Below are 4,805 nucleotides of genomic sequence, written 5' to 3'. Positions count from 1 at the left end.
GGGGCGGTTCGGTGCGGTGCGGTTCGGCGCGGGGCCCGGTGGGCGGGGGAGTCCACCGGGCCCGGCGCCGTTGCCGGTTCAGGCCCGGCCGGTCCACTCACTGGCCAGCACGGCCCAGATCTCCTTGTCGTAGCGGACCCCGTTGTACGGGTACCACTCGCGCAGCACGCCGTCGCGGGTCATGCCGACCCGCTCGGCGACCGCCCGGCTGCGGGCGTTGACGGAGGAGCACCACCACTCGGCGCGGTGCATGCCGCGGGTGGTGAAGGCGTAGTCGAGCAGCTGCTTGACGGCGGCGGTGATCAGCCCGTGGCCCTCGCCGGCCGGCTCCGTCCAGGCGCCGATCTCGCAGACGCCGGACCGGGCGTCGAAGCTCACGAACATCACGCCGCCGACCAGGGTGCCGTCCAGCCAGATCCCGTAGATCCGCTTCTGGTCGGCGGCCAGGCCGTCGGCGTAGCGCTGGAGGGTGGCGCGGGCGGACTCCAGGTCGACGGAGAAGGTGGCCCAGGGGATCCACGGGTCGGTGTGGGCGCGGGCGCGGTCGAGGTGGGTCAGGAACTCGGGCGCCTGCCAGGGCTCCAGCGGGCGCAGTTCGGCGTTCTCGGTGAGCGGTACGGCAAACACGGGCGGCCTTTCACGGGTGGTGCTGAGGTTGGCTGGACTATTCATAACAAACGTTTGGTACGTAAGATAGCCCCCATGACACCGGCCCGTGGAGACCATGACGCCCGACGCTCGGAAGTCTCCGAGGGGGTGTGGCGGGTGCTCTCCACCCGGGGCTTCGAGGGGCTGACCCTGCGCGCGGTGGCCGCCGAACTGGGTGCCTCCACCGGGCTGTTGACGCACTACTTCCCGAACAAGCGGGCGCTGCTGAGCCACGCGCTGGAGGAGCTGGACCGGCGCTCGCTGGCCCGGCCCCGGCGCACCGCCCCGGCCGACGGCAGCGCGCCGCCGGCCGGCCTGGCCCGGGTGCGGGCGTCGCTGCTGGACGTGCTGCCGCTGGACGGCGAGGCCGCCGCCGACAACCGGATCTGGGTCGGCTCCTGGGACCACGCCCTGGCCGACCCGGAGCTGGCGGCCGCCCACGCGGGCCGCTACGCGCGCTCGCGCACCGCGCTCACGGCGCACGTCGCGGACGCCCAGCGGCTGGGGGAGCTCCCGGTGCGGGCCGACCCGGCCGCGCTCGCGGCGGGGGCGCAGGCCTTCGTGCTGGGCCTGGTGGTCCAGGCGCTGTTCGCCCCGGAGGAGTTCCCGGCGGAGCGGCAGACGGAGCTGCTGGATGCCTACCTGGCCGGGCTGGCCGGGCTGGCGGGGTAGGCCGGGGCGCTTCCGGGCGCGCCGGCCCGGCCCGGGGCGGGCTCCGGCGTGTTCGGGGTGGGGGATTCACCGGGAATTCCGGTTGTTCCGGTTGGACCCGTTTTTCGCCCCGTTTTCCCGACGGCCCGACACGCATGGTCACGAGTTCTGTGCGATGAGTGCGCGGAACGGTTGGTGTACGGGATTACCGACTGGTCCGGAGCGGACACGGAAAGTGTCCGCCGGAGTGGTGGCCTGCGGAATTGCGGGGTGGTGCCCCCAGCAGGATTCGAACCTGCGACCTACCGCTTAGAAGGCGGGTGCTCTATCCGCTGAGCTATGGGGGCGGGACGGGCGGTGCCCTGGCGGGCGCGACCGTGGCCGGGATCGGGCTGGCGAGCGCCGGGGCGCGCGCTGTCCGGCCCCGTACCTGAGGGTGGGGGTGGGGGTGGTGGGCCCTCGCCCTGTCGGGGACAGGATAAGGGTGACCGGTTCCCAGGCCGGGTGTGACGACACCGCCGTTGGTGTGTCGGTTCGGTGGAGCGGTCCGATAATCGCAGGTGAAGGCCGTGAGTGCAGCGGTCTGGGAGTGTTCCGCGCCGGACGTTGTGCAGTCGTTACGGGGCTGCCTCCTCACCCGTTATGGATTCGGCACGGAGAATGCGGCGCCGACGGTGCGGGTGGGGGCCTTAATCGCGGTTGCGCCGGTCGTATGACGTGCGCGGACGGCCGTCGGGGCGCCTTCCGGAGCGCGTTCCCGGGCGGGTTCCGGGGTGCGCCGGCCGGGCGGCGAGCAGCGAGTTTGTTGTCATGGCCGCGAAGAAGCGGGGTCGAAGCGGCGACGGAAGGCTGAAATTCACCCCTGCGGGTGACAACAGTTCCACAGGCCCGAGTTATCCACAGGATTTCGGAAGTCGGTGGCCCGGATTTCCCCTGAAGTGCACGCTCAAGGCGCACCGGTCGATTCCGTACGGTGCATCGGCGAGAACGGAGGGTGCGCCGTGAGCGAGACGCATGTGACGGTGATCGGCAATGTGGCGACGGAGGTGAGCTACGGCGAAACCAGCGGCGGGGTGCCGATGGCGAACTTCCGGCTCGGTTGCACCGAGCGGCGGTACGACCGGCAGCGCGAGTGCTGGGTGGACGGCGAGACGCAGTGGGTGGCGGTGACGGCCTGGCGGGCGCTGGCGGTCAATCTGATCGGCTCGCTGTCCAAGGGCGATCCGGTGCTGGTGAGCGGCCGGCTGCGGGTGCGCGAATGGACGGAGGGGGAGGTGAAGCGGAGCCGGGCCGAGATCGACGCCCGATCGGTCGGACACGACCTCACCCGTGGTACCACGGCGTTCCGGTGGGCGGCGGGGGTGCGCGGGCAGCCGCCCGGCGGCGCTGGTCCGGTCGGGGCGGAGGGCGGGGGCGAGGCCGTGCCGGGGTGGATCGTCAGCGCGGTGGAGGCGCGCAGGGGCTCCGGGGCGCCCCCGGCGGCGGTCGCGGCACCCGTCGTCCGGGCGCTGCCGCCGGGCGGGCGGCCGGCCGCGGGGGAGTCGGGCGAGGTGTCCGGGGCGGAGCGGGGAGGTGGCGCCGAGGATGCCCTGACCTGATCGGTCGGTGACCTTCCCTGTCGACAAATATGTTGATCGAGAACGTCGTTGTGCCCGCATGCGCAATCCGACCGGATAACAGAAAGCGGCCCGGGACTTTCTGGCCGACCGTCAGCTTGTGTGGGACTTGAGGGGATTGATAACGATCCAGATACGGAATCGTCCTGATTTCGCATGGGGGTTTCCGGGCCTCTGGGGCTCAATAGGATTCGTCTGGTTCATACCCGTAGCAGTGCCACAGGGGGCACGCGCGGAACGGCAAGTCGGCGGGCCGCCCACTCGGTGCGGCCCGGCCCGGAGGGATCCCAGATGTTCCAGAGGCAGGGGCGGAGTCTGTCCCGGATAACCACTGTCATGCTCACGACCAGCTTGGCGCTTGGCGGAGGCCTGTTCGCGGCCGGTGCGGCGGTCGCGGCCGGCGCCCCGACCTCGGGCGTGACGGCGGAAGTCCAGAACGAGATGCTCGGCGAGAAGATCGACGTCGAGGGCAAGGGCACCGTCGACGGCGGTCTGTTCACCCTCAAGACGGCTGCCGGGGAGAAGCTCCGGACGTACTGCATCGACTTCGACAACCCGGTCTACCTGGACAGCGGCGCCAAGTACCACGAGGCGGACTGGGCGTCGAGCTCGCTCAACAGCAACGCGAACGCCCCCAAGATCCGCTGGATCCTGGACAACTCGTACCCGCAGGCCAGCCTGACGTCCCTCGCGACGGCCGCCGGCGTCGACAGCCTGACCGACGCGGACGCCGCCGCCGGCACCCAGGCCGCGATCTGGAAGTTCTCGGACAACAAGAACGCCGTCCCGCGCAACGACAAGGCCAAGAAGCTGCGCGACTACCTCGTCGGCGACGCCAACAAGGGCGTCGCGGCCGAGCCGAAGCCCTCGCTGACCCTCTCCCCGGACTCGGTCTCCGGGAAGTCGGGCGGCAAGCTCGGCCCGTTCCTGCTGAACTCCAGCGCGAACGAGGTCAAGCTGACCGTCACCGGCGACGCCGCGGACAAGATCAAGCTGCTGGACAAGGACAGCAAGCCGGTCAACGGCAGCCTGGCCGGTCCGATCGGCAAGGACACCCCGCTGTTCCTGGACGTGCCGGCCGGCACCCCGGACGGCAAGGCCGCCATCAACGCCACCGCCGAGGCCACCGTGCTCAGCGGCCGGGTCTTCATGAGCGGCGTGGACTCCCGCGGCCGCCACAGCCAGACCATGATCCTGGCCGGCTCCACCAAGGTGAACGTCGCCGGCGGCGCCAAGGCCACCTGGAAGCAGGGCAAGGGCGCGCTGATCGACAGCACCGCCAAGGAGGAGTGCGCCACCGGCGGCGTGCGGGTGTCCGTCACCAACAGCGGTGACGAGGCCGCCACCGTCACGGTCGGCAAGCAGCAGGTCGCCGTCCAGCCGGGCAAGACCGAGAGCGTGCTCGTCAAGGTCGAGGAGAAGGCGCACTACGACTTCACCGTGACCGGCCCGAACGGCTACACCAAGCAGTTCACCGGCGTCCTGGACTGCAAGGTCGGCGTGACCCCGACCCCGGCCCCGACCACCCCCGCCGCGACCGGCACGCCGTCCGGCACCCCGAGCGCGGCCCCGTCGGGCACCCCGAGCACCGGCGCCGGCCAGCCGACCCCGGCGACCACCAGCGCCGCCCCGGGCACCGGTGGCCTGGCCCAGACCGGTGCCAATGACTCCACCCCGATCCTCGCCGCCGTCGCCGGTGGCCTGGTCGTGGCCGGTGGCGCCGCCGTCTTCGTCCTGCGCCGCCGCGGCCGCCACGGTCGCACCACCGCCTGAACCGTCCGAACCGCCTGAGGCGCCCGAAGCGCCCGAAGCGACGGAACCGCCCGAGCGGGCCGGGGGTCACCGACCTCCCGAGGCCCTGAGAGCGGCACCGGCCCGGCTCCCCGCACC

General features: G+C 71.9%; 4 protein-coding genes and 1 tRNA gene. 3 read left to right on the top strand and 2 right to left on the bottom strand.

Annotated features, from left to right (window positions below; all coding sequences use genetic code 11):
• Positions 1-78: 78 nt before the first annotated feature.
• Complete coding sequence (locus ACFU7Z_RS36325) at positions 79-627, bottom strand: GNAT family N-acetyltransferase (RefSeq protein ID WP_380782304.1); 549 nt, start codon at positions 625-627, stop codon at positions 79-81.
• A 75-nt stretch (positions 628-702) separates the two neighbouring features.
• Here ACFU7Z_RS36325 and ACFU7Z_RS36320 point away from each other — a divergent pair, with 75 nt between their 5' ends.
• Complete coding sequence (locus ACFU7Z_RS36320) at positions 703-1,320, top strand: TetR/AcrR family transcriptional regulator (protein WP_380782302.1); 618 nt, start codon at positions 703-705, stop codon at positions 1,318-1,320.
• Between the two features lie 250 nt (positions 1,321-1,570).
• Here ACFU7Z_RS36320 and ACFU7Z_RS36315 read toward each other — a convergent pair.
• Positions 1,571-1,646: transfer RNA gene (locus ACFU7Z_RS36315), tRNA-Arg, on the bottom strand.
• Positions 1,647-2,300: 654 nt separating this feature from the next.
• Between ACFU7Z_RS36315 and ACFU7Z_RS36310 the strand changes: the two genes are divergently transcribed.
• Together ACFU7Z_RS36310 and ACFU7Z_RS36305 are read left to right on the top strand one after the other, a co-directional pair.
• Positions 2,301-2,897, top strand: a complete 597-nt coding sequence (locus ACFU7Z_RS36310) for a single-stranded DNA-binding protein (RefSeq protein WP_380782300.1) — start codon at positions 2,301-2,303, stop codon at positions 2,895-2,897.
• 354 nt (positions 2,898-3,251) lie between these two features.
• Positions 3,252-4,688, top strand: a complete 1,437-nt coding sequence (locus tag ACFU7Z_RS36305; protein ID WP_181970694.1) for a Cys-Gln thioester bond-forming surface protein — start codon at positions 3,252-3,254, stop codon at positions 4,686-4,688.
• Positions 4,689-4,805 lie beyond the last annotated feature (117 nt).

Source organism: Kitasatospora sp. NPDC057518 (assembly GCF_042802075.1).
Lineage (GTDB): Bacteria > Actinomycetota > Actinomycetes > Streptomycetales > Streptomycetaceae > Kitasatospora.
The sequence above is the reverse complement of the archived record's forward strand: the minus strand, read 5'-3'. Positions and strand labels throughout refer to the sequence as shown.